Annotated in this window: 20 protein-coding genes; 6 read left to right on the forward strand and 14 right to left on the reverse strand. The window is 73.8% G+C overall.

Annotated elements, in window-relative coordinates:
• Nucleotides 1-2: 2 nt before the first annotated feature.
• Both ACIGG8_RS32225 and ACIGG8_RS32230 read right to left on the reverse strand, forming a co-directional pair.
• Nucleotides 3-992, reverse strand: coding sequence for a DMT family transporter (locus ACIGG8_RS32225; RefSeq protein WP_396552222.1), 990 nt, complete (start codon nucleotides 990-992; stop codon nucleotides 3-5).
• Between the two features lie 338 nt (nucleotides 993-1,330).
• Nucleotides 1,331-1,996 carry a CatB-related O-acetyltransferase gene (locus ACIGG8_RS32230; RefSeq protein WP_396552223.1) on the reverse strand — a complete coding sequence of 222 codons (666 nt, stop codon included), beginning with the start codon at nucleotides 1,994-1,996 and terminating at the stop codon, nucleotides 1,331-1,333.
• 94 nt (nucleotides 1,997-2,090) lie between these two features.
• On the opposite strand from ACIGG8_RS32230, the gene ACIGG8_RS32235 reads away from it, so the two are divergent.
• From ACIGG8_RS32235 to ACIGG8_RS32245, 3 genes are all read left to right on the forward strand, one after another.
• Nucleotides 2,091-2,795 carry a TetR/AcrR family transcriptional regulator gene (locus tag ACIGG8_RS32235; RefSeq protein ID WP_396552224.1) on the forward strand — a complete coding sequence of 235 codons (705 nt, stop codon included), beginning with the start codon at nucleotides 2,091-2,093 and terminating at the stop codon, nucleotides 2,793-2,795.
• A gap of 242 nt (nucleotides 2,796-3,037) precedes the next feature.
• The gene (locus tag ACIGG8_RS32240) at nucleotides 3,038-3,751 is read left to right on the forward strand and encodes a peptidylprolyl isomerase (RefSeq protein WP_350524929.1); all 714 of its coding nucleotides are present in this window, start codon (nucleotides 3,038-3,040) and stop codon (nucleotides 3,749-3,751) included.
• Nucleotides 3,752-3,907: 156 nt separating this feature from the next.
• Entirely contained in the window at nucleotides 3,908-4,366 is a 459-nt protein-coding gene (locus ACIGG8_RS32245) for a MazG-like family protein (RefSeq protein WP_396552225.1), read from the forward strand.
• On the opposite strand, the gene ACIGG8_RS32250 is transcribed toward ACIGG8_RS32245, so the two are convergent.
• The 7 genes from ACIGG8_RS32250 to ACIGG8_RS32280 all read right to left on the reverse strand — a co-directional run bounded on the left by ACIGG8_RS32250 (nucleotide 4,363) and on the right by ACIGG8_RS32280 (nucleotide 12,391).
• A complete protein-coding gene (locus tag ACIGG8_RS32250) occupies nucleotides 4,363-5,673 on the reverse strand; it encodes a geranylgeranyl reductase family protein (RefSeq protein ID WP_396552226.1) in 1,311 nt (436 codons plus the stop codon). The two genes, ACIGG8_RS32245 and ACIGG8_RS32250, sit on opposite strands and share 4 nt — an antisense overlap.
• A 207-nt stretch (nucleotides 5,674-5,880) precedes the next feature.
• On the reverse strand, nucleotides 5,881-6,576 hold the full coding sequence (locus ACIGG8_RS32255; protein ID WP_396552227.1) for a demethylmenaquinone methyltransferase: 696 nt from the start codon (nucleotides 6,574-6,576) through the stop codon (nucleotides 5,881-5,883).
• A 91-nt stretch (nucleotides 6,577-6,667) separates the two neighbouring features.
• Nucleotides 6,668-7,255 (reverse strand): hypothetical protein, encoded by a 588-nt coding sequence (locus ACIGG8_RS32260; RefSeq protein WP_350524926.1) that lies wholly within the window; start codon nucleotides 7,253-7,255, stop codon nucleotides 6,668-6,670.
• 334 nt (nucleotides 7,256-7,589) lie between these two features.
• The gene (locus ACIGG8_RS32265) at nucleotides 7,590-8,291 is read right to left on the reverse strand and encodes an imidazolonepropionase-like domain-containing protein (protein ID WP_396552228.1); all 702 of its coding nucleotides are present in this window, start codon (nucleotides 8,289-8,291) and stop codon (nucleotides 7,590-7,592) included.
• 16 nt (nucleotides 8,292-8,307) lie between these two features.
• Nucleotides 8,308-9,528: a cyclic dehypoxanthinyl futalosine synthase gene (gene mqnC / locus ACIGG8_RS32270; protein WP_396552229.1), complete on the reverse strand. Its 1,221-nt coding sequence runs from the start codon at nucleotides 9,526-9,528 to the stop codon at nucleotides 8,308-8,310.
• 73 nt (nucleotides 9,529-9,601) lie between these two features.
• Entirely contained in the window at nucleotides 9,602-11,380 is a 1,779-nt protein-coding gene (locus tag ACIGG8_RS32275) for a serine/threonine-protein kinase (RefSeq protein WP_396552230.1), read from the reverse strand.
• Nucleotides 11,381-11,554: 174 nt separating this feature from the next.
• Nucleotides 11,555-12,391 carry a menaquinone biosynthetic enzyme MqnA/MqnD family protein gene (locus ACIGG8_RS32280; RefSeq protein ID WP_396552255.1) on the reverse strand — a complete coding sequence of 279 codons (837 nt, stop codon included), beginning with the start codon at nucleotides 12,389-12,391 and terminating at the stop codon, nucleotides 11,555-11,557.
• A 473-nt stretch (nucleotides 12,392-12,864) separates the two neighbouring features.
• On the opposite strand from ACIGG8_RS32280, the gene ACIGG8_RS32285 reads away from it, so the two are divergent.
• On the forward strand, nucleotides 12,865-13,068 hold the full coding sequence (locus tag ACIGG8_RS32285; RefSeq protein WP_045692393.1) for a cold-shock protein: 204 nt from the start codon (nucleotides 12,865-12,867) through the stop codon (nucleotides 13,066-13,068).
• Between the two features lie 259 nt (nucleotides 13,069-13,327).
• Here the strand turns inward: ACIGG8_RS32285 and ACIGG8_RS32290 are convergent, their stop codons facing one another.
• Nucleotides 13,328-14,671 carry a dicarboxylate/amino acid:cation symporter gene (locus tag ACIGG8_RS32290; protein WP_350524922.1) on the reverse strand — a complete coding sequence of 448 codons (1,344 nt, stop codon included), beginning with the start codon at nucleotides 14,669-14,671 and terminating at the stop codon, nucleotides 13,328-13,330.
• Nucleotides 14,672-15,133: 462 nt separating this feature from the next.
• On the opposite strand from ACIGG8_RS32290, the gene ACIGG8_RS32295 reads away from it, so the two are divergent.
• A complete protein-coding gene (locus ACIGG8_RS32295) occupies nucleotides 15,134-16,345 on the forward strand; it encodes an MFS transporter (RefSeq protein WP_396552231.1) in 1,212 nt (403 codons plus the stop codon).
• Between the two features lie 98 nt (nucleotides 16,346-16,443).
• Here the strand turns inward: ACIGG8_RS32295 and ACIGG8_RS32300 are convergent, their stop codons facing one another.
• The 4 genes from ACIGG8_RS32300 to ACIGG8_RS32315 all read right to left on the reverse strand — a co-directional run bounded on the left by ACIGG8_RS32300 (nucleotide 16,444) and on the right by ACIGG8_RS32315 (nucleotide 20,180).
• Nucleotides 16,444-17,580 carry a LacI family DNA-binding transcriptional regulator gene (locus ACIGG8_RS32300; protein WP_396552232.1) on the reverse strand — a complete coding sequence of 379 codons (1,137 nt, stop codon included), beginning with the start codon at nucleotides 17,578-17,580 and terminating at the stop codon, nucleotides 16,444-16,446.
• Between the two features lie 64 nt (nucleotides 17,581-17,644).
• Nucleotides 17,645-17,989, reverse strand: a complete 345-nt coding sequence (locus tag ACIGG8_RS32305; protein WP_350524919.1) for a DUF4229 domain-containing protein — start codon at nucleotides 17,987-17,989, stop codon at nucleotides 17,645-17,647.
• Between the two features lie 177 nt (nucleotides 17,990-18,166).
• Entirely contained in the window at nucleotides 18,167-18,694 is a 528-nt protein-coding gene (locus ACIGG8_RS32310; protein ID WP_396552233.1) for a GNAT family N-acetyltransferase, read from the reverse strand.
• A 10-nt stretch (nucleotides 18,695-18,704) separates the two neighbouring features.
• On the reverse strand, nucleotides 18,705-20,180 hold the full coding sequence (locus ACIGG8_RS32315; protein WP_396552234.1) for an MFS transporter: 1,476 nt from the start codon (nucleotides 20,178-20,180) through the stop codon (nucleotides 18,705-18,707).
• Between the two features lie 119 nt (nucleotides 20,181-20,299).
• Between ACIGG8_RS32315 and ACIGG8_RS32320 the strand changes: the two genes are divergently transcribed.
• On the forward strand, nucleotides 20,300-21,271 hold the full coding sequence (locus tag ACIGG8_RS32320; RefSeq protein WP_396552235.1) for a GlxA family transcriptional regulator: 972 nt from the start codon (nucleotides 20,300-20,302) through the stop codon (nucleotides 21,269-21,271).
• The last annotated feature ends 242 nt before the right edge of the window (nucleotides 21,272-21,513 follow it).

The following is a 21,513-nucleotide window of genomic DNA, read 5'->3' on the forward strand; positions in this document are numbered from 1 at the left end:
GATCACGCCGGGGTCGGCTCGCGCCCCTGCTCCCCGCCCCCCGCAGCCACAGCCACCTCGGCGCCCGTCCCGTCCCCGTCCCCGGCCGGGCGCGCTGCGGGGGCGGTACGACGGCCCCACTCCGTCGCGACCAGCACCAGGGCTCCGCCGAGCAGGGCGAGCGGGCCCATGCGGTTCCCGGCCACGGTGATGCCGAAGACGGCGGCCCACAGCGGCTCGGTGCCGAGCAGCAGGCTCACCCGCGAGGGGGAGGTGGCCCGCACCGCCCACATCTGGACGAAGAAGGCGAACAGCGTGCAGAACAAGGACAGATGCAGCAGCCAGGCCCACTGGCCGGCCCCGTACGAGCGGGCGAGGGTCCACGGCGCCGGCCCCGCGGACAGCGCGACGGCGGCGAACACACCGGTGGCCGTCGCGAGTTGGACCCACGTCACGGCAAGCATGTCGGTGTCGCGGAGCGCCCGGGTGCGGGCCATGGCGAGGACGTACGCGGAGCGGACGAGGGCGGCACCCAGCACCAGCAGGTCACCGAGCGACGGAGCACGCAGCCCGCCGTCACCGGTGAGCAGGGCGACACCGAGGACGGCCAGTCCGGCGGCCGCCAGGAAGGCCCGCGGTGGCGCGGTCCGGCCGAGGGCGCTCTCGCCGAGCGGGGTGAGCACCATCGCGAGGCTGATGATCAGCCCGGCGTTGGTCGCGGAGGTGTGCACGGCGCCGTAGGTCTCCAGCAGGAAGATCCCGCTGAGCACCAGCCCCAGTGCCGCGCCGCCGAGCCACTCGGCACGGCGGAGCCTCCGCAGGGCCCGCCAGGCGACCGCTCCGAGCAGCGGCAGCACCAGCCCGAAGCGCAGGACGAGCATCGCCACGACCGTTCCGGGCTCGGCCACCCGCTGGACGGCGAGGAAGCTCGATCCCCACACCACCGCCACCAGCAGCACCGGAAGATCACGAAGGGCCGTCGAGGACGAGCCCTTGGACAGAGAGGCAGGCATGGCGAGGATCCCTCCGAGCGAACGGAACCGACGGGCGCGAGGACCGTACGGCGTCGGACGGACCCAGGAGCCGGGCGGAAGGCCCGGCGACGAACGGGGCACAGCGTGGAGCGAGGGGGGCGCCATCCTCGCGCACCGGACGGCGGATGATCAATGCCGTTCCGGACACCGGATGGCCCGACTGGTCCGCATGGCCCGGCCCGTCCACGCGGTCCGCACGGTCGGCGCACCGCCCTCTGTCGGCCCGGCCCTTCCCGTCCTCCCGGTCCACTCCGTACGCCCGGCCCCCGCCGGGCGCCGCTCCCCGGCCGGGCGCCCCGCGCGGAACGTCCTCGCCGTCAGGCGTCGAGCAGACCGCTCGCCGTGGCGATCGCCTCGATGTCGGCTGGCGTCCCGGACATGATGACGCGGACGTGCTCGGTGACGAGTTCGACCGGCCAGTCCCACCAGGCGGCGCGGAGCAGGCGTTCGATGTCGGCGTCGTCGAAGCGTCGGCGGATCGGCCGGGCCGGGTTGCCGCCGACGACGGTGTAGGGCTCGACGTCGGCGGTGACCACCGCACCGGCCGCGACGATGGCGCCGTCGCCGATCCGGACACCGGGCAGGACGGTGGCCCCGTACCCGAACCAGACGTCGTTGCCGATCACGGTGTCGCCCCGGGTGGGCAGGTCCGTGACGAGGTCGAGGGTCCGCTCGGTCCAGCTGCCGCCGAACATGGTGAACGGGAACGTGGAAACGCCGATGTCCGGGTGGGCGGCCCCGGCCATCAGGAAGCGGGTCCCGGTGGCGATCGCACAGTACTTGCCGATCACCAGCCGCTCCGGACCGTACGCGTAGAGGACGTTGCGCTCCTCGAAGCGGGTGGCGCCGTCGGGGTCGTCGAAGTAGGTGTACTCACCGACCTCGATCCGCGGGTCGGTGACGAGCGATCGCAACAGCACGACCCTGTCGTGGCCGGCGAGCGGGTGGAGCACGGTGGGATCGGGGATGGCGGTGGTGGTCACACGGACTCCTCTCGTAATGCGACGCAAGTCGCATTACGATGAGCATCGCACGATCGCCACCCCACAGCAAGCACTAATGCGACTGGAGTCGACTTTGAACGGAGCAAGTCACCACGGGCAGCCGCCCCGCACCCCCACCCCGCGCCCGGGTGGCCGCAGCGCACGGGTCCGGGCGGAGGTGGTCGCCGCCACGCTCGCCGAAGTCACCGCGAAGGGCTACGACGGCCTGACCGTCGAGGCGGTCGCCACCCGCTCCGGCGTCCACAAGGCGACCCTCTACCGGAGGTGGGGCGGCGTGGACGGCCTGGTCGCCGACGCCCTGACCGCCTCCGCCGACCAGCCCTGGCCCCTGCCCGACACCGGGGACCTGCAGCAGGACCTCCGCCGGATCACCCGGGAGGTGTTCGACGTCTTCACCGACCCCGAGCTGGGCCTCACGCCGACCGCGCTGATCTCCGCCGCCCAGCGCTCCGACGCAGGCGCGGCCGCCCTGCGCGCCTTCTTCGCCGCCCGCCACCGACAGGCCGCCGAGGTGGCCGAACGAGCGGTCGCACGGGGCGAGTTGCCCGTCGGCACGGACGGCGCCGAGGTGGTCCGCGCCGCCACGGCCCCGCTCTACTTCCGCCTGTTCGTCTCCGGTGAACCATTGGACGCCCGCACCGCCGAGCGGGCCGCCGACGCCGCCGCCCTCGCCGGCCGCGCCGGGCTCTTCACCCCCGCCGAGAGCGCCACCGCCGCACCGGAGGAAACGTCCGCCTCGCAGGAAGCAGCCGCACCAGAAGCAGGACCGGCAACATAGGCAAGACCGGCAAGACCGGCAAGTCCCGTAACACCGGCAACATGCGCAACACCGACACCACCAACACCGCACCGCCGACAGTACCGACAGCACCGACAGCACCGACCCTGGCGAAGTCGGCAGCCCCGGCCGACTCCCCTCCCCCGCAGCTCGCCTGACAGACCCTCGCGGCTCCGGGGCCCGGGGAGTCACGGCCGTCGCGCCCCCTACCGCATCCCCACCCGGCCGTGGATGATGCCTCCATGACAATCCAGCCGTCCACCACCCCCCGGAAGGCCCGTCACGTGAAGCGCACGCACTGGGCGCTGGTCGCCGCCGCCACCGTCCTCCCGCTCGTGGCGAGCACCGGCACCGCCGTCGCGGACACCTCCGCCGCCGCAGCCGCCGGCACCACCGCTGCCTGCACCTACACACCGGCCGTGCCGGCCGACAACTTCAAGGGAATCCCGGTCTTCGACGCCAAGAAGGCGGCCCGGCCCTACCGCGCGACGCTGCGGACCAGCCAGGGCGCGATCACCTTCGAGGCACTGACCGACAAGGCGCCCTGCACCACCTTCTCGTTCCGCTTCCTCGCCGAGCACGACTACTTCGACCGCAGCCACTGCCACCGCCTCACCACCCAGCGGATCTACGTCCTGCAGTGCGGCGACCCGACCGGGACGGGCAGCGGCGGGCCCGGTTACTCCTTCCCGGACGAGAACCTGACCGGCGCCACCTACCCGGCCGGCACGGTGGCCATGGCCAACGCCGGTCCGAACACCAACGGCAGCCAGTTCTTCTTCGTCTGGAAGGACACCAAGCTCTCCCCCGCCTACACCCCGTTCGGCCGGGTCACGGCGGGCCTGGACGTCCTGCAGAAGATCGCCGCCGGCGGCGAGGACGACCAGAACAACCCCGGCGACGGTTTTCCCAACCTGCCCGTGAACATCCGCAACGTGAAGATCGGCACCCGCTGACCGATCGGACCGGGCCGCTCGGACCCTCGAACCCCTGAGCCGCCCGGCCCCCGGGCCGTTCTCGGCTCGTCCGGGCCGCCCCCGACCCACCGGCTGCCCGCCGCGCCGCTCCCGTACGGTGGCAGCACCAACCACACCGCAGGGGAGCAGCGCCGCATGGACAGCCGGATCTGGGAGAGCGTCGACCACCTGGTCGCATGGCTGGACGAGCAGAGCACGCAGTCGCCCCGGGAGGAGCGCCTGCTGCGGATCCTCAAGCTCTCCGAGGAGGTCGGCGAGGTCGGCGCGGCCGTGATCGGCGCCACCGGCCAGAACCCGCGCAAGGGCGTGACCCACAGCTGGGAGGACGTCCAGCACGAGCTCTGCGACGTCGTCTTCTCCGCCCTCGTCGCGCTGCGGACGCTCACACCCGACGCGGCCCGGGTCTTCGCCGCCCGGCTGGCCTACGTCGAACAGCGCTCCGCCGCCTCCCGGCGCCCGGTCGCCACGGCCCCGGAGGCGGCGCAGGAGCAGCCCACCGACCCCCGGGCCGAGCCCACCGCGTCCCCGGCCGAGCCCAGCGGTTCCCGGGAACCCGAGGGCTCCCGGGACCAGCCCGCGGGCTCCCCGGACTAGGCGTTCGGCGCGACCCGGGCGAGCCCGTTGATGACGCGGTCCATCGCGTCGCCGCCCTGCGGGTCGGTCAGGTTGGCGAGCAGCTTGAGGGTGAAGCGCATCAGCATCGGGTGGGTGAGGCCGCGCTGGGTGGCGATCTGCATCACCTTCGGGTTGCCGATGAGCTTCACGAAGGCACGGCCCAGCGTGTAGTAACCGCCGTACACGTCCTTGAGGACGCGCGGGTAGGCCTGGAGGGCGCGCTCCCGGCCGCCGTCGGTGACCCGGGCGAGGGCCTGCACGATGACCCCGGCGGCGATCTGGCCGGATTCCATCGCGTAGGCGATGCCCTCGCCGTTGAACGGGTTGACCATGCCGCCCGCGTCGCCGACGAGCAGCAGACCGCGGGTGTAGTGCGGCTGCCGGTTGAAGGCCATCGGCAGCGCGGCACCGCGGATCGGCTCGGTCATGTTCTCGGGGGTGTAGCCCCACTCCTGCGGCATGTTCGCGCACCAGGCCTTGAGCACCTCGCGCCAGTCCAGCTCGCCGAAGGCCGGTGAGGAGTTGAGGATGCCGAGGCCCACGTTGGAGGTGCCGTCGCCCATGCCGAAGACCCAGCCGTAGCCGGGCAGCAGCTTGCGCTCGCCGGCCCGGGTGTCCCACAGCTCCAGCCACGACTCCAGGTAGTCGTCGTCGTGCCGCGGCGAGGTGAAGTACGTGCGGTAGGCGACGCCCATCGGGCGGTCCTCGCGCCGGTGCAGGCCCATGGCGAGCGAGAGCCGGGTCGAGTTGCCGTCGGCGGCGACCACCAGCGGGGCGCGGAAGGTGACCGGCCGCTTCTCGTCGCCGAGCTTGGCGGTGACGCCGACGATCCGGCCGGTGCGCTCGTCCAGGACCGGCCCGCTGACGTTGCAGCGTTCGTAGAGCCGCGCGCCGGCCTTCTCGGCCTGACGGGCCAGCAGCTCGTCGAAGTCGGCGCGCTTGCGGACCAGGCCGTAGTCCGGGAAGGAGGACAGCTCGGGCCAGTCCAGCTCCAGCCGGACGCCGCCGCCGATGATGCGCAGGCCCTTGTTGTGCAGCCAGCCGTTCTCGGTGGAGACGTCGATGCCCATGTCCACCAGCTGCTTGGTGGCGCGGGGGGTGAGGCCGTCGCCGCAGACCTTCTCGCGCGGGAAGGCGGTCTTCTCCAGCAGCAGCACGTCCAGCCCGGCCTGGGCCAGGTAGTACGCGGTGGTCGAACCGGCCGGGCCCGCGCCGACCACGATGACGTCGGCCGTGCTCTCCACCGGGCTGTCCGGCTTCGTCAGATCGGCTGCGGTCTCGGACACGTGGACACACTCCTGGAGCTGCGGCGGGGGACGGCGGCTTTTGTCTCCGGCAGTCTAGTTCCGCTCACGCCGCCGGAAGCGCCCGCGCCCCCGCCACACCCGCCCCCGCCACACCCGCCGCCTCACCCGCCGGCGGGCACCGAAGCGACGGTCCGAAGCAACGATCCGAAGCCGACGACCCGAAGCCGACGGTCCGACAGTGGCGGACTACGCGGTCTTGTACGCCCGGTGCAGCGCGACGATCCCGCCGGTCAGGTTCCGCCAGGCGACCTTCGACCAGCCGCCCTCCTGCAGCTTGGCGGCCAGCCCGGCCTGGTCCGGCCAGACCCGGATGGACTCGGCGAGGTAGACGTACGCCTCCGGGTTGCTGCTGACGGCCGTGGCGACCGGCGGCAGCGCGCGCATCAGGTACTCGGTGTAGACCGTCCGGAACGGCGTCCAGGTCGGCGTGGAGAACTCGCAGATCACCAGCTTGCCGCCGGGCTTGGTGACCCGCAGCATCTCGCGCAGCGCCGCGTCGGTGTCCTGGACGTTGCGCAGCGCGAAGGAGATCGTCACCGAGTCGAAGGTGTCGTCCGCGAACGGCAGCCGGGTGGCGTCCCCGGCGGTGAGCGCCAGCTCGGGGTGGCGGGCCTTGCCCTCGGCGAGCATGCCGACCGAGAAGTCGCACGGGACGACCTGGGCCCCGGCTTCGACGAAGGGCAGCGAGGAGGTGCCGGTGCCGGCACCGAGGTCGAGCACGAGGTCCCCCGGTCCGGCGGCCACCGCCTCGGCCACCGCCCGCCGCCAGGCGCGGGCCTGGCCGAGGGAGAGCACGTCGTTGGTGCGGTCGTACTTGGCCGCGACGTCGTCGAACATGGCGGCGACTTCGTGCGGCTGCTTGTCCAGAGAGGCTCGGGTCACGCCCCCATTGTTCACCCTCGCACGGACACCCCGACCAACGGGGCGCACCGACGGACCGTACCGACGGGTCACTCCGCCCGGCGCGGCGCCCTCAGTGCTGCCCGCGCCGCCCGCCCGCGCGCCGCTTCCGCCGGGAGCGCTTGCCGTGCGTGATCGCGGGCATCCCGTCCGCCAGTGCCTCCGTCGCCAGGGCGAGGTTGGCGGCCAGCCGTCCTTGCCCGGCGCGGATCGCGACGGCCTTCCGGTGCCGCCAGATGCGCAGCACGCAGACCGCGAACAGCACCACGGCGACCGGCACGCTGAACCGGGCGAGGCCCACCCCGACCGGCTGCGGGTAGGTGTCGCCGCAGATCCGCACCGCGCCCGCGTCGTCGGCCGCGTGCTCCAGGCAGATCGAGTCACCGACCTTGGCGCCGTCCGCGAGCGGCAGCGCGGCCGCGGTGTGCGACTGCCCGCCCACCCGGTAGCTGACGGCGCTGTAGGTGCCGCCGCCGGTGGGGAGCTGGGTGACGACGCCCTCGACTCTCACCGGGTGCGCCTCGATCCGGTCGGCCTGGTCGGCCTGACGCCAACCGAGCAGGCACATGCCGACGGCCAGCACGGCGCTGAGCACGGCGGCGAGGTACCAACCACGGCCCAACCGCGGGGCGCGCGGCGGGGGAACGATCGCGGTTCGCATGGTTCCTGTCCTGGCTTGCCTTCGGGACCGGGGACGCGGCCCCGCCACCCGCGGGCACGGGCGGTGGTGTGGTGAGGGTACGGAGTGAGCTGTCCGGGATCGTATCCGCTGGCGGGCCCTCAGGTCACGGCGAAGGGACAATCACCCCCGGCCACCGGCACCGGAGTTCGAGTGCACACGAAGGAAGTTCCGTGCACTGCAAGGGAATCGGTCTACTGACGAGTACGTCACACCGGCGCTGCCGATCCCGGCCCGTCCGACGCCGTTCGTCCACCGTTCGTCCGCCGCTCCCCGGCCGGCCGCACCGGCCCGCACCGGCCCGCAGCGGTCCCGCTCAGCGCCGGCGGTACACCAACCGCCCGCCCAGCACCGTGGCCAGGCACCCGCCCGCCGCCGGCTCGGCGAGCCCGTCCCCCGCGGCCGCGAACACCGCGAAGTCGGCCCGGTCGCCGACCGCCACCCGCCCGTGCACGGCCTGCGCGAAGGGCAGCACGGCGAGCGGGTCCAACGGCCCCGCACCCTCGTCCCCCGAAGCCCCTGGAGCCCCCGCCGAGCCCGGAACCCCCGCCGAGCCCGAAGCTCCCGAAGCCCCCGCCAGCCCCGACCGCGCCACCGCCAGCCCCGACCGCGCCACCGCCGTCCGCACCGACGCCCGCTCGAACGGCCCGGCCACCGCCGTCACCCCGAACCCGAGCATCCGCTGCAGCCCGCGCCGCGCACTCGCCCCGCACCGCGTCTCGTCCGTGGATCCGGCGAGCCCGTCCGCCACCGGCTCGACGCCGATCTCCTCCCGCGGATCCGGGTGGTACGCCCGCTCCAGCAGCCAGTGCCCGTAGGGGTTGCGCAGTCCGGGCGCGAGCACCGCCGAGCCCCAGTCCCGCACCCGCGCGCCCGGGTGCGCCGCCGCCAGCTCCGGGTACGGCCCGACCGCCTCGACGCGCTCGCCACGCACCACCACCGCCCCGTCCGGGAAGGACGGGGCGGTCGGATCGGCCGGGTCGGGCAGCACGAGGGCCGCCCGGTGCAGGGTCAGCACGGTTGCGGGGAGGGCCTCAGTTGTCCAGGATCTTCAGCTCGGGGTGCGCGGTGCCGCCCTCGATCGCCGTGGAGGCGATGTGCGAGGCGACCCGCGGGTCGACCGGGTCGTCGGCCGGGTCCTCCAGCACCCGCAGGTGCTCGTACGTGGTGGAGCGCTGCGCCGGGACGCGGTCGGCGGCCCGGATCAGGTGGATCAGCTCGGTGAGGTTGGAGCGGTGCTTGGCGCCGGCCGCTGAGACGACGTTCTCCTCCAGCATGACCGAGCCGAGGTCGTCCGCGCCGTAGTGCAGCGACAGCTGGCCCGCCTCCTTGCCGGTGGTCAGCCAGGAGCCCTGGATGTGGGCGACGTTGTCGAGGAACAGGCGGGCGATGGCGATCATCCGCAGGTACTCGAAGACGGTCGCCTGGGTCGACCCCTTCAGGTGGTTGTTCTGCGGCTGGTAGGTGTACGGGATGAAGGCCCGGAAGCCGCCGGTGCGGTCCTGCACGTCGCGGATCATCCGCAGGTGCTCGATCCGCTCGGCGTTGGTCTCGCCGGTGCCCATCAGCATGGTGGAGGTGGACTCGACGCCGAGGCCGTGCGCGACCTCCATGATCTCCAGCCAGCGCTCGCCGGACTCCTTCAGCGGGGCGATCGCCTTGCGCGGACGCTCCGGCAGCAGCTCGGCGCCGGCGCCGGCGAAGGAGTCCAGGCCCGCCTTGTTGATCCGGGCGATCGCCTCCTCGATGGAGACGCCCGAGATCCGGGACATGTGCTCGACCTCGGAGGCGCCCAGCGAGTGGATCACCAGCTGCGGGAAGTCGGCCTTGATCGCCGAGAACGCGCGCTCGTAGTACTCCACGCCGTAGTCCGGGTGGTGGCCGCCCTGGAACATGATCTGGGTGCCGCCCAGCTCGACCGTCTCGGCGCAGCGGCGCAGGATCTCGTCGAGCTCGCGGGACCAGCCCTTGTCGCTCTTCGGCGGCACGTAGAACGCGCAGAACTTGCACGCCGTCACGCAGACGTTGGTGTAGTTGATGTTCCGCTCGATGATGTACGTCGCGATGTGCTCGGTACCGGCGTAGCGGCGGCGGCGCACCGCGTCGGCGGCGGAGCCGAGCGCGTGCAGCGGCGCGGAGCGGTAGAGCTCCAGCGCCTCCTCCGGAGTGATCCGGCCGCCGGCGGCGGCCCGGTCGAGCACGGCCCGCAGGTCGGTGCTGGACGCATCGAGGGTGGTCGCTGCGAGCTCGGTCACCTGGCGGCCTTCTCTCTCTCAAGTGCTACTCGGGTACGGCCGAACCAGCCTACGCCAGGCCTTTCGGGCACTTTCAGCCCGCCGCCCCGTTCACCCTGCGCATCGTTCCGGTCGGGTTCCCACCCGGCGGATCCGCGGAGGTGAACCGGATCGTCCCGTCGGCCTGCAGGGTGAGCGTTTCGGCGTTGGCACCGCCGGTGCAGGCGCCGGGCAGCGAGGAGCGGACCAGCCGGGACCGGAACACCAGCCGGGTGTCGGAGACGGAGGTGAGCGTCCAGCTGCCCTCGCAGCTGATCGGGATCAGTCCGGTGACGGCGTTGCGGCTGGTGGTGGTCTCCTGGCCGATCGCCGCCGGGCGGACGGTCAGCGTGGTGGTGCCGCCGGGCAGGCCCTTGTCGGTGACCATGTCCCCGCTCCAGGTGCCCAGGAACGCGGCCGGCACCGTGTTGGGGCCGCCCGTCGAGGGCGCCGCGCCGGTCGGGGAGGCCGCGGGCGTCGCGGGGTTCGAGGCCGTGGCGGAGGCGGACGGAGCCGCTGACGGGAGCGCTGACGGGGAGTCCGTCCCGCCCGGGCCGGTGGACGGGACCGGCAGCGGTCCTGCGGCCGGGGCCACCGGATCGTCGTCCCGGTGCGACCACTCGTACAGGCCGTACCCGGAGCCCCCGAGCGCCGCGGCCACCAGCACCGCCACCGTCGCGAGCCCGGCCGGCCGCCGCCACCAGGACGCGCCGGCCGTGCCCGGAGCCTCACGCTCCCCCGACCCCGACCCCGACCCCGACCCCGATCCCGAGCCAACCGGCGAGCCCGACCCCACCGGCGAGCCCGGCGGCGGCCCCACCCACGCCCCCGCCCCCGCCCCCACCCGCGAGCCCGACTCCGCCCCCGGCGCCCGGTGGCCCCTGGGCACGTAGGTCGGCGTCGCCACCGCCCCGGCCCCGCCCGCAGCCCCGGACTCGTCCTCCAGGTCCAGCAGCTCCACCGCGCTGCGCCCCACCCCCGCCGCCAGCTCCGGCGGCAGGAAGCCCCACAGCCGGGCGGCGCCCTGGCGGTCCGGGTCCAGCCGGGCGGCGAGGTGCTGCGGGGTGGGCCGGGCGGCCGGATCCTTGGCCAGGCAGTCGAGGACGACCGCCCGCAGCCGCTCGGGCAGTCCGGCGACGTCGGGCTCCTCGTGCAGCACCCGGTAGAGCAGGACGGCCGCGCTGACCCCCTCCCCGAAGGGGTGCACGCCGGTGGCGGCGTAGGCCAGTACGGCGCCGAGCGCGAAGACGTCCCCGGCCGGCCCGACGGGCTGCCCGGCTGCCTGTTCGGGTGACATGAAGCCCGGCGAACCGACCACATGACCCGAACGGGTGAAGCCGCTGGTCGCGTCCAGTGCCCTGGCGATGCCGAAGTCGATCAGCCGCGGCCCGTCCAGGGTCAGCAGCACGTTGGACGGTTTGACGTCGCGGTGCACCAGATCGAGCCCGTGCACGTGGGCGAGCGCCCCGGCGAGCCCGACACCGAGGGCGCGGACGGCCGGTTCGGGCAGCGGCCCGTACTGCTGGACGGCGGCGGTGAGCGAGGGCCCGGCCACGTAGCCGGTGGCGACCCAGGGCCGCTCGCCCTCGGTGTCGGCGTCCAGGACCGGCGCGGTCCAGGTGCCGCCGACCCGCCGGGCGGCGGCCACCTCGTGCCGGAACCGGGCGCGGAACTCGGCGTCGTCCGCCAGCTCCGGGCGCACCACCTTCACGGCGACGGTGCGCCCGCCGGCCGTCCGGCCGAGGTAGACCCGGCCCATCCCGCCCGAGCCGAGCCGCCGCAGCAGCCGGTAGGCGCCCACCTGACGCGGGTCGTCCGACCCCAGTGCCCGCATGGCCCCGCACGCTCCCCTCGCGCCGGCTCGCGCGGCACCGGGCGGGTTTGCCCGGCCGCGAAAGCCGCTTCCGGAGCGCCTCCCGCGGGCCACCCGCCGGACGCGCCTCGGGGCAGACCGTACCGGGCCGGGCCGTGCCGGATCAGCCCCGACGACGCGATCGGTGCGAAGGGTTCACGGACCGACCGGCAGCGCGGCCGGCTCCAGCAGCCGCACCGTCACGTCCGGCGCGAAGCCGCTGTCGTGCGCGACCCGCCGGGCGAACTCGGCGACCCCGGCCAGCTGCCGCTCGCCGAGCGAGAAGTCGAGCGCCTCGCTGAAGTAGCGCTCCAGCACGTCCGCCCCGAAGGCCTCCCAGCGGGCGGCCTGCTCGGCGACCTTGGCGGCCTCCACCAGCGAGAGGTCGCGGGACTCCAGGAAGGCCCGGTGCACGGCCGCGGTCAGCTCCGGGCAGCGCTCGGCGAACTCGCGGCGCACGGCCCAGACCGCGAAGACGAACGGCAGGCCGGTCCACTCCTTCCACATCTCGCCGAGGTCGTGGACGGTCAGCCCGAGGTCGGCGGCCTGCCCGAGGTAGGCGCGCAGCGCCGGGTCGCCGATCAGGACGGCGGCGTCGGCCTCGGCGAGCATCGCGCTGAGGTCCGGCGGGCAGCTGAAGTAGTCGGGGCGCACGCCCTCGCGCTCCTCCAGGAGCAGCCGGGCGAGCCGGACCGAGGTGCGGCTGGTGGAGCCGAGGGCGACGCGGCGGCCGTCGAGGTCGGCGAGCGGCACCTTGCTCACGATCAGGCAGGACATCACCGGGCCGTCGCTGCCGACCGCGATGTCGGGCAGGACGAGCAGGTCGTCGGCGTTGCGCAGGTACTCCACGCAGGTGATCGGACCGATGTCCAGGGCACCCTCGACGAGCCGGTCGCTCAGCTTCTCCGGGGTGTCCTTGGTGAGGTCCAGATCGAGCAGATTGCCCGTCCTGGCGAGCCCCCAGTAGAGGGGAACGCAGTTCAGGAACTGAATATGGCCGACCCTGGGCCTGAGCGGGGGGTTCTCTCCGACCGGGGTGTTCTGGGGCTCCCGCGTTTGCGCGTCCGGTGTTTGTGCGTCCGGTGCTGCCACTGCGCCGCTCCCTTGCTGTTCGTGCGCCTCCCCGCAGCGTATGCCCGCCGTTCACGGCGGCTCGCACCGGCCACCCGACACGCCCTCACACGCCCCCAACGCCCCTTTCTGCGCCCGCTCCCGGCCTTACGACACGCGCCTTCCGCGCCGCAAGCGACCTCTGGTCGTCACAGCGGCCGCATGCTAGCGTTGCCCTCAGTTGCAGTTTGATTCCCCTTGCAGTACTTGAAGCCTGCGGAGCATGTAACCGCGGGCTTTTTGTAGTTTTTCAGCAATATCGAAAAACTTCGGACTCGTCCGGAGGCAGGGCGATCAGCGCAGCGGACCGGGGGCCACACGGTGTGGTCCCCGACACGCCTCGCAAGGAGAACGGCATGGCCACGGGAACCGTCAAGTGGTTCAACGCTGAGAAGGGCTTCGGCTTCATCGCCCAGGAGGGCGGCGGCCCGGACGTCTTCGTTCACTACTCCGCCATCAACGCGAACGGCTTCCGTTCGCTGGAGGAGAACCAGGCGGTCACCTTCGACGTCACCCAGGGCCCGAAGGGTCCGCAGGCGGAGAACGTCACCGCCGTCTGACCATCCTCTGATGATCTGATCGCTCGGGACCCCGACGGGTCCACCGGCGGCTCCCGACAGCCGTCACCATGAGCACAAGAGCAGTACCCAAGGGGGCCCGCCCGTCGGCGGGCCCCCTGCCTTTTCGAGCGGGGCTCGAAGAGGAACGGAGAACGCGGAAGGGCCCTCCCCCGGTGATGGGGGAGGGCCCTTCCGCGTAGGTCGACGCGGGTCGAGGTCGACGCGGGTCGAGGTCGACGCGGGTCGAGGTCGACGGGGATCAGGCGGCGGCAGGGCTCGCGACGGCACCCGCGGGGGCGCCCGCCGGGGCGTCCTCGCCGTACAGGTCGCCCGAGGGGTTGTTGTACGCGGCCACGTCGAGGATCTTCTCCCGCGCGGCCACCACGACCGGTACCAGGACCTGACCGGCGACGTTGGTCGCGGTGCGCATCATGTCCAGGATCGGGTCGATGGCGAGCAGCAGGCCGACGCCCTCCAGCGGCAGGCCCAGGGTGGACAGGGTGAGCGTCAGCATGACGATCGCACCGGTGAGGCCCGCGGTGGCGGCCGAGCCGACCACCGAGACGAAGGCGATCAGGATGTAGTCCTTGATGCCGAGGTCGATGTTGTAGACCTGGGCGACGAAGATCGCGGCGATCGCCGGGTAGATCGCGGCGCAGCCGTCCATCTTGGTGGTGGCGCCGAACGGCACCGAGAAGGAGGCGTACTCGCTCGGGACGCCGAGGCGCTCGGTGACGCGACGGGTGACCGGCAGGGTGCCGACCGAGGATCGCGAGACGAAGGCCAGCTGGATCGCGGGCCAGGCGCCCTTGAAGAAGTGCAGCGGGTTGAGGCCGGCGGCGAAGCGCAGCAGCAGCGAGTAGACGACGAACAGGACCAGCGCGCAGCCGACGTAGATGTCGAGGGTCAGCGTGGCGAAGGGCTTGAGCAGGTCCCAGCCGTACTTGGCGACGGACTTGCCGATCAGGCCGAGGGTGCCGAGCGGGGAGAGCCGGATGACCCACCACAGCGCGGTCTGGGTCAGCTCCAGCACGGACTCGCTGAGCTTGAGGACCGGCTCGGCCTTGGCGCCGAGCTTGATGACCGCCGCGCCGACCACGACCGCCATGAAGACGATCTGCAGCACGTTCACCTTGGCGAAGGCGTCGACGATGTTGGTCGGGAAGATCCCGGTCAGGAAGTCGATCCAGGTGCCCTTGGAGTCGAGCGCCTTGAGGCCCTCGGTCTTCAGGTTGGTGCCCCTGCCGGGGTTGGTCAGCAGGCCCAGGCCCAGGCCGATGCCGACCGCGATCAGCGAGGTGACCATGAACCAGAGCAGCGTGCGGGTGGCGAGTCGGGCCGCGTTGGTGACGTTGCGCAGGTTGGCGACGCTCACCACGATCGCGGTGAACACCAGCGGCGGCACGGCCAGCTTGAGCAGCTGGACGAAGATCTTGCCGATCGTCTCCAGGGTGGTGGCCAGCCAGGAGATGTCGGCGGCGCGGGCCAGGTAGCCGAGGCCGACGCCGAGCACCAGGCCGGCGACGATCTGCACCCAGAACGGTGTCTTGCGGATACGGGCGAGCACGGACGGCGACGAGGTCGCCTCGGGCGCTGTGGACATGGGGGTGCGACTCCGGGGGAGGGCGTGGCTGAACGGTGAGGTGTGGGGCGGAGCGGGCGGCACGGCGCGGGGCCGGACGGAAGGGGTCGGGGCCCCGGTCAGGGGCGTGCCGCCGACGTACAGCTCAGGGCAGTACAGCGCATGGCGCGACAACGGCGCGGGCTGTCCACAGCACCGGTCAGAGCGCACGGGCGGGCGGCGCCGGGCAGGAGGCCCGGTCCGTGCGTCCGCAGTGCGTCTGAGGCTGACATGGCCGATACGTTAGCAGCAAAGGTTTGAGATGTTCAAAGTACTTGTTTGAGATCGTCCGAAACCCCTCCCTACCTTGCTGCCGAGGTCCGGACACGAACGACGCTGACGCCCCATCAGTCCGGACCGACAGGCCGATTGACCGGCGAGTAGTTATACGTATAACCTTGACGGCGTCCCCGCCCCCGCCTGCCCAGACCGGAGAAGACGCCGATGGGCTACCTCGCCCTGCTCCGCGCCCCGCACGTGACCCGCCTGCTCCTCGGCACCCTGCTCGGCCGCCTGCCCGCCGGCATGACCGCCCTGGTGATCGCCCTCGCCCTGCGCGAGGCCGGCGCGCCGTACGGGCGGATCGGGCTGGCCACCGCCGCGTACGCGATCTCGGCGGCCGTCGGCGGGCCGGTGCTCGGCCGGATCGTGGACCGCACCGGACAGCCGCGCGTCCTGCTCGCCTCGGCCGTGGTGGCCGGCGGCGGATACGCCCTGCTCGCCCTCTCCCCCGGCTCCGCGCTCGCCGCGCCGGTCGGCGCCGCGGTCGCCGGCCTCGCCATGCCCCCGCTGGAGCCCTGCCTGCGCTCGCTCTGGCCGGACGTCGTCGAGGCCGAGCAGCTCGACACCGCCTACGCCTTCGACTCCGCCTCCCAGCAGATCCTCTACGTCGCCGGGCCGCTGGCCGTCGCCGGGATCGCCGGCCTGTTCAGCCCGGTCGTCGCGCTCTGGGTGGCCGCCGGACTGGGCCTGGCCGGCGCCCTGATCGTGGCCACCACCGCACCCGCCAGGGCCTGGCGCGCCCCGGTCCGCGAGCACTCCGCCGGACTGCTCGGACCGCTGCGCTCCCCCGGCCTGGTGCTGCTGCTGGTCGGGCTGGCCGGGGCCGGCTGGGCCGTCGGCGCGCAGAACGTGCTGTTCATCGCCTACGCCGAACGCCACACCGGCGCGCTGCCGGGCGGCGCGGGCACCCTGCTGGCGCTGGCGGCGCTCGGCGGACTGCTCGGCGCGCTCGCCTACGGCGCGGTCAAGTGGCGGCACACCACCGCCACCCGCACCTGGGTGATGGCGGTCGCGATGGCCGCCAGCTACCTGCCGCTGATCGCCCTGCCCGGGCCGTACCCGATGGCCGCACTGGCCTTCCTCTCCGGGATCATGCTGGCGCCCCTGCTCGCGGCGGCGTTCGTACTGGTCGCCGAGCTGGCGCCGACCGGCACCGTCACCGAGGCCTTCGCCTGGCTGGTCACGCTGTTCGCCACCGGCAACTCGCTCGGCTACGCCGTCTCCGGCAGCCTCGCCGAGAGCTCGCTGCAGTCGGTCGCGCTGTGCGCGGCGGGCGGGATCGCCCTCGGCGGGCTGCTGCTGTTCGGCTCCCGGCGCTGGTTCCACCCGGCGCCGGTCGTACCGGGCGCGGCCCGGCCCGTCCCGGTGGGCTGAGCCCACCCCACGAACGACTGCGCCCACCGGTGGTCTGGCCGGTGGGCGCAGTCCTCTCCCCGTCCGGTCCGGCCGGGCGAACCTCCGGGACCGGGGCGCTACGCCGAGGCCGTGGAGGCCCGCAGCACCAGCGAGGTGGCCAGCGGCGCGACCGGCTCCACCCGCTCCCCGCGCAACAGGCCCGCCAGCGCGGCGGCGCCCGCCCGGCCCAGCTCCTCGCCGGGCAGGTCGACGGTGGTCAGCGGCGGGGCGAGCAGCGCGGCCACCGGAACGTTGTCCATACCGACCACGGACACGTCCTCCGGCACCCGCAGCCCCAGCTCGGCGGCGGCCTGGTAGACCCCGGAGGCGACCACGTCGTCGTCGCAGATCACCGCGCGCGGCCGGTCCGACCGCGCCAGCAGCCGGTCCGCCACGGTCCGCGCGGCCCGGTGCCCCTCGTTCAGGCTCACGCCCAACTCCACGACGTCCAGGCCGAGTTCCCGCACCGCCCGCTCGAAGGCGGCCTGTCGCACCCGGAAGGTGTACGCGGAGTGGGTGGAGCGCAGCCGGCCGATCCGGCGGTGGCCCAGCGCGGCCAGGTGCTCGACGGCGGCGCGCATCCCGCCGGCCACGTCGAGCTCGACGGTCGGGCGGGTGCGGTCGGTGCCCGGGTCGGCGTCCAGGAAGACGGCGGAGGTGTCGGCGGGCAGCTCACCGAGCTGGCTGTCGTCCGGGGAGCAGATCAGCAGGCCGTCGAAGCGCCCGGCGGTGGCGGCCTCGGCGAGGGTGGCGCTGCCCCAGCCGGAACTCACCACGACGGCCAGGCCGTTGCGGCCGGCCTCCTGGTGGACACCGTCCAGCACCCGGCCGAAGAACGGGCCCTGGAGGTTCGGCACGGCGAGCAGGATCATCCCGCTGCGGCCCAGCCGCAGCTGCCGGCCGGCCGCCTGCGGACGGTAGCCGAGGCTGCGGGCGGCCTCCCGGACCCGTTGCCGGGTGGCTTCGGAGACCCGCCGCCCGGCCTCGGCACCGGAGAAGACCAGCGACACGGTGGCCTGGGAGACCCCGGCGAGCCGGGCCACGTCCCGCCCGGTGGGCCGGCGCACGGGCGCCGGCCAGGTCCCGAGCTCGCTCTCGGCGGACGACGACTCGGGCGACGAACCGGACGACAAGTCGGGCGATGAGTTGGGCGACGAACCGGACGGCTGCGCGGACGGCTCGGACTGCAGCTCGACCGGCTGCTCGGACGGCACGGGATCCGGGGTGGCGGGCACGGCGGCTGCGGCGGCGGCTGGGCGGTCGGGGGTGGGGCCGGGGTCAGTTCTGCCCGGCGGTCGCCGCGCGGGCGGCGTCGTCGGCGGCGTCCTCCTCGGCGTTCTGCGCGGCGATCCGGTCGGCGGTACGGCTGCGGATCCCGGTGACCTTGCCGCTGATCTGGGCGGACATCTCGTCACGCTGCTTGCTCAGCAGCGCGTAGCTGAGCGGCGCGGAGGCGATCGCGGCCAGCAGGAAGAGGAAGATCACGCCCGCCTCGCCGCTGACCGGAATGATCTGGAAGTGCCCGAGCAGCAGGGCCACCAGCAGGCACCCGAGGAAGATGCTGACCCGCATGGAGGTGTAGCGGAGCGTGGCGTGCGACTTTCCCGGGCCGTTGCTGCTCACTGGAACACATCCTTCTCGTTGCGCGGGGCGGGCCGGCGGGGCGGCCGGCGGGGTCGGGGCGGGTCCTCCAGTCAAGCATGCCTGACGGCCGGCCCGGCCGGGGCCCCTCCTGCCCGGTGCCGGACGAGGAGGGCGGGCCGCCCGCCGCGGCCGGCCGCAGCCGCCCGGGGCCCGGGATCAGCGCAGATCGAGCCACATCGTGATGTCGTCGCGGTCGTCCCCGGGGGCGACCCGGATCGCGGCCGGCACCCGACCGACCTCGCGGTAGCCGCTGCGGGCGTAGAACTTCTCCAGCCCCAGGCCGCCGCGCGCGGTGAGCCGCAGCGACTGCAGGCCCCACTCCCTGGCGACCCGCTCGGCCTCGGCGAGCAACTCGGCGCCGTGGCCCCGGCCCTGGCAGTCGGGGTGCACCATGACCCGCTTGAGCATCCGCCAGTGCTCCATCGGGCCGAAGCGCATCGACGCGAAGAACAGCACGCCCACCAGCCGGCCGGTGTCGGCGTCGTGCGCGGCCAGCAGCCGGTCCGGACCGTCCGGGCCGACCCCGTCGAACTGGTGGTCGGCGGTGTCCCACACCTCCTCTTCGGTGACCGGCGCCACGAAGCCGACCGCGCCGCCGGCGTTGGTCACGTCGGTCCAGAGGCGGACGATCTCCGTCCGCAGGTCGGGGTCGAGCTTGGGATCCAGCGTGAAGGTGAGCGCCATGGAGCGGAGCCTAGACCTCCGCGGTGACAGCCTTCCCGCCGGCACCGGCGGCACCGGCAGCACCGGCAGCACCGGCGGCACCGGCAGCACCGCCGGCACCGGTCGTGCCCGGCCGGTCGGTCCGCCCGGTCCGCAGCGCCAGGCAGAGCCCGACCGCGACCGCGCACAGCCCGCCGGCGCCGTACCAGGTCAGGTCGTAGTTGCCGAGCGCGTCGCGGGCCAGGCCCGCCAGCCCGGCGACGACGGCCGCACCGATCTGGTGGGCGGCCAGGACCCAGCCGAAGACGATCGGGGCGTCCTCGCCGAAGTGCCGGCGGCACAGCGCGACGGTCGGCGGCACGGTGGCGACCCAGTCCAGGCCGTAGAAGACCACGAAGGCCAGGATCGGCGGGTGCAGCGAGCCGGCCAGCAGCTGCGGCAGCAGGAGCAGGGAGAGGCCGCGCAGCCCGTAGTAGACCGTCAGCAGCACCCGGGAGTCGAGCCGGTCGGTGAGCCAGCCGCTGAAGACGGTGCCGACCACGTCGAAGACGCCGATCAGGGCGAGCAGGCTCGCCGCGGTGGTGACCGGCATGCCGTGGTCGTGCGCGGCCGGGATGAAGTGGGTGCCGACCAGGCCGGCGGTGGTGGCGCCGCAGATCGCGAAGGAGCCGGCCAGCAGCCAGAAGGCCCGGGTGCGGGCGGCGGAGCGCAGCACCCGCAGCGAGCGGGCCAGCGCGCGGGTGTCACCGACGGGCGGGGCCGGCGGCTCCTCGGTGGCGCCGTACGGGAGCAGGCCGACGTCGGCGGGCCGCTCGCGCATCAGCAGCAGGACCGGGACGGCGACGGCACTGGCGGCGAGCGAGACCACGACCACGGCCGAGCGCCAGCCGTGCTGTTCGACCAGCCAGGCGCCGACCGGCAGGAAGACCAGGTTCCCGGCCGCGCCGGCGGCGGTCAGTACGCCGGTGACCAGGCCCTGGCGAGCCCGGAACCAGCGACCGGTGATGGTGGTGGCGAAGGCGCCGGCCATCGAGCCGCTGCCGAGGCCGACCAGCACGCCCCAGCAGAGCACCAGTTGCCAGGGCTCGCGCATCAGCATGGTGAGCCCGGAGCCGACCGAGATGGTCAGCAGCGCACAGACCACCACGAGGCGCACCCCGAACCGGTCCATCAGGGCGGCGGCGAACGGGGCGGTGAGGCCGTAGAGGGTCAGGTTGACGGAGGTGGCGCTGGAGATGGTCCCGAGCGACCAGCCGAACTCGTTGTGCAGGGCGTCCATCATCAGGCTCGGGGTGGAGCGGAAGCCGGCCGAGCCGAGCAGGACGAGCAGGGAGACGCCGGCCACCACCCAGGCGTAGTGCACCCGGGGGCGCCCGGCCTGCGCGGCCCGTTCGGGGCCGGCCGGCCGTGCGGCAGCCGGATCGGGAACGGCCGGGCCGGGAACGGCCGGACCGGAGTCGGCCGGATCGGGGAGGGGCGTGGGGGCGAGGGCGCTGCGTTCGGTCACGCGACGAGTGTTCCGGGCCGCCGCGCCCCGGACGAGTGGCCTGAATGACAGCTTTCGCAAGGATCGGGCCATGACCCGGCGTACGCTGTCCCGGATTCACCGACAGCCGAGGAGACCTCATGGCGCACCTGGTCGCGGTACTCGCCCTGGAGGGCGTGATCGCCTTCGAACTCGGCATCCCGGCCCGCATCTTCGGCGGCGCCAAGGACCCGGCCGGACGGCCCTTCTACGAGGTGGCCACCTGCACTCTGGACGGGCGGCCGGTCGCCACCAGCGCCGACTTCCGGGTCGCCGTCGACCACGGTCCCGAACTCCTGGAACGGGCCGACACGGTGGTGGTCCCGGCCTCCGCCGACTCCAGCCCGGCGGTCGCCGACGCCTGCTTCACCCCCGCACTGGCCGCCGCGCTGGCCCGGATCCGGCCCGGCACCCGGCTGATGTCGATCTGCACCGGCTCGTTCATCCTGGCCGCCGCCGGCTTGCTGGACGGCCGCCCGGCCACCACCCACTGGCGCTACACCGACCGCTTCGCCCGGCTGTTCCCCGCGGTGCGGCTCGACCCGGACGTGCTCTACACCGACGACGGCGACATCCTCACCTCCGGCGGGGTCGCCGCCGGGGTGGACCTCTGCCTGCACGTGGTGCGCCGCGACCACGGCAGCGCGGTGGCCAACGCGGTGGCCCGCAACTGCCTGGTGCCGCCGTGGCGCGAGGGCGGCCAGAAGCAGTACGTGGAGGCCCCGAGCCCGGTGGACGCCGGCGACCACGGCACCACCGCGGTGCGCGCCTGGGCGCTGGAGCACCTGGACCGGCCGCTCACCCTGCGCCTCCTCGCCGACCGGGCGGGCATGAGCGTACGGACCTTCACACGGCGGTTCCGCGAGGAGACCGGCGCCAGCCCCGGCCAGTGGATCACCACCCAGCGCACCGAACGCGCCCGCCAGCTGCTGGAACGCACCGATCTGACGATCGACCAGGTCGCCCGGGAGTCCGGTTTCGGCACCGCCGCCTCGTTGCGGCTGCAACTGCGCGGCCGCCTCGACGTGGCGCCCAGCGCCTACCGGCGCACCTTCCGCGCCGCCCCCCGGTAGTCCGTGGGCAGGCCCACCGGCGGACTCGTCGACGGATCCGCCGGCGACAGCACGGGCAACGCACGGGCGAGGCCCCGGAACCGGCCCCGGTGGTGGCCGGATTCCGCCGCTCCACGGAGACGCAGTGGATGGCGGCAGGCCGCGCGCACCCCGAGCACGGCACGGCACACCGCCATCCAACCGCGACGCGCGGGCCCTGAACCCGCGCCGCGGCCTCCGCACTCGCCGAGGAACGGTCCGCG

The sequence above is a fragment of the Kitasatospora sp. NPDC085464 genome, from assembly GCF_044541955.1.
GTDB lineage: Bacteria > Actinomycetota > Actinomycetes > Streptomycetales > Streptomycetaceae > Kitasatospora.

What these genes read in the sequence shown, in the direction of transcription:
- ACIGG8_RS32225 (WP_396552222.1), bottom strand. Translation starts at nt 992, where the DNA reads ATGCCTGCCTCTCTGTCCAAGGGCTCGTCCTCGACGGCCCTTCGTGAT.
- ACIGG8_RS32240 (WP_350524929.1), top strand. Translation starts at nt 3,038, where the DNA reads ATGACAATCCAGCCGTCCACCACCCCCCGGAAGGCCCGTCACGTGAAG.
- ACIGG8_RS32245 (WP_396552225.1), top strand. Translation starts at nt 3,908, where the DNA reads ATGGACAGCCGGATCTGGGAGAGCGTCGACCACCTGGTCGCATGGCTG.
- ACIGG8_RS32260 (WP_350524926.1), bottom strand. Translation starts at nt 7,255, where the DNA reads ATGCGAACCGCGATCGTTCCCCCGCCGCGCGCCCCGCGGTTGGGCCGT.
- ACIGG8_RS32275 (WP_396552230.1), bottom strand. Translation starts at nt 11,380, where the DNA reads ATGCGGGCACTGGGGTCGGACGACCCGCGTCAGGTGGGCGCCTACCGG.
- ACIGG8_RS32285 (WP_045692393.1), top strand. Translation starts at nt 12,865, where the DNA reads ATGGCCACGGGAACCGTCAAGTGGTTCAACGCTGAGAAGGGCTTCGGC.
- ACIGG8_RS32290 (WP_350524922.1), bottom strand. Translation starts at nt 14,671, where the DNA reads ATGTCCACAGCGCCCGAGGCGACCTCGTCGCCGTCCGTGCTCGCCCGT.
- ACIGG8_RS32295 (WP_396552231.1), top strand. Translation starts at nt 15,134, where the DNA reads ATGGGCTACCTCGCCCTGCTCCGCGCCCCGCACGTGACCCGCCTGCTC.
- ACIGG8_RS32310 (WP_396552233.1), bottom strand. Translation starts at nt 18,694, where the DNA reads ATGGCGCTCACCTTCACGCTGGATCCCAAGCTCGACCCCGACCTGCGG.
- ACIGG8_RS32320 (WP_396552235.1), top strand. Translation starts at nt 20,300, where the DNA reads ATGGCGCACCTGGTCGCGGTACTCGCCCTGGAGGGCGTGATCGCCTTC.